This window comes from Sedimentibacter sp. B4 (assembly GCF_000309315.1).
Taxonomy (GTDB): Bacteria; Bacillota; Clostridia; order Tissierellales; family Sedimentibacteraceae; genus Sedimentibacter; species Sedimentibacter saalensis.
The window spans coordinates 1-1,141 of the sequence record NZ_CANG01001164.1; the positions used below are offsets into that span (position 1 = coordinate 1).

At 39.6% G+C, this 1,141-nt stretch carries 1 pseudogene; it reads left to right on the top strand.

The features are described 5' to 3' along the window. Positions 1-1,089: pseudogene (gene tuf / locus BN358_RS22105) on the top strand (elongation factor Tu); the annotation flags it as partial. Between the last annotated feature and the right edge of the window lie 52 nt (positions 1,090-1,141).

Consider the following 1,141-nt stretch of genomic DNA (forward strand, 5'->3'; position numbering starts at 1 on the left):
CATTGCATGAAAGATATGGTACTGGAGAAGCTGTAGCATTTGAAAACATAGACAAAGCTCCAGAAGAAAGAGAAAGAGGAATCACAATTTCAACAGCACACGTTGAATATGAAACTCCTAACAGACACTACGCACACGTTGACTGCCCAGGCCATGCTGACTATGTTAAGAACATGATCACTGGAGCAGCTCAGATGGACGGCGGTATCATAGTTGTATCAGCAGCTGATGGTCCTATGCCACAGACAAGAGAGCACATCCTTCTTTCAAGACAGGTTGGCGTTCCTAAGTTAGTTGTTTTCTTGAACAAAGAAGACATGGTAGACGATCCAGAATTAATCGAATTGGTTGAAATGGAAGTAAGAGAACTTCTTTCAGAATATGAATTCGACGGAGACAACACTCCAATAGTAAAAGGTTCAGCATTAAAAGCTCTTGAAGATCCACAAGGACCTTGGGGAGATAAAATACTTGAATTGATGCAAGCAGTTGACGACTGGGTACCAACACCAGAAAGAGATATTGACAAACCATTCCTGATGCCAGTAGAAGATGTATTCTCTATTACAGGAAGAGGAACAGTTGCAACAGGAAGAGTTGAAAGAGGAGTATTGAAGGTTCAGGATAAGATTCAGATCGTTGGATTAATGAGAACCAACTGAAACTACTTGTACAGGTGTTGAAATGTTCAAGAAGTTGCTTGATCAGGCACAAGCTGGAGACAACATCGGAGCTCTTTTAAGAGGAGTTCAGAGAAATGAAATCCAGAGAGGCCAGGTTCTTGCAAAACCAGGTTCAATCACACCACATACAAAATTCAATGCAGAAGTATACGTATTAACTAAAGAAGAAGGTGGAAGACACACTCCATTCTTTAACGGATACAGACCTCAGTTCTACTTCAGAACAACAGACATCACAGGACAAATCGACCTTGAAGAAGGTGTAGAAATGTGTATGCCTGGAGATAACTCAAGATTTATAGTTGAACTTATCCACCCAATAGCAATTGAAGAAGGTTTGAGATTCGCTATTCGTGAAGGCGGAAGAACAGTTGGATCTGGAGTTGTTACTTCAATTATTAAATAATTAATAATTAAGAGTGAAGAATTAAGAATTAAATGATAAAACAGCTTTCTGA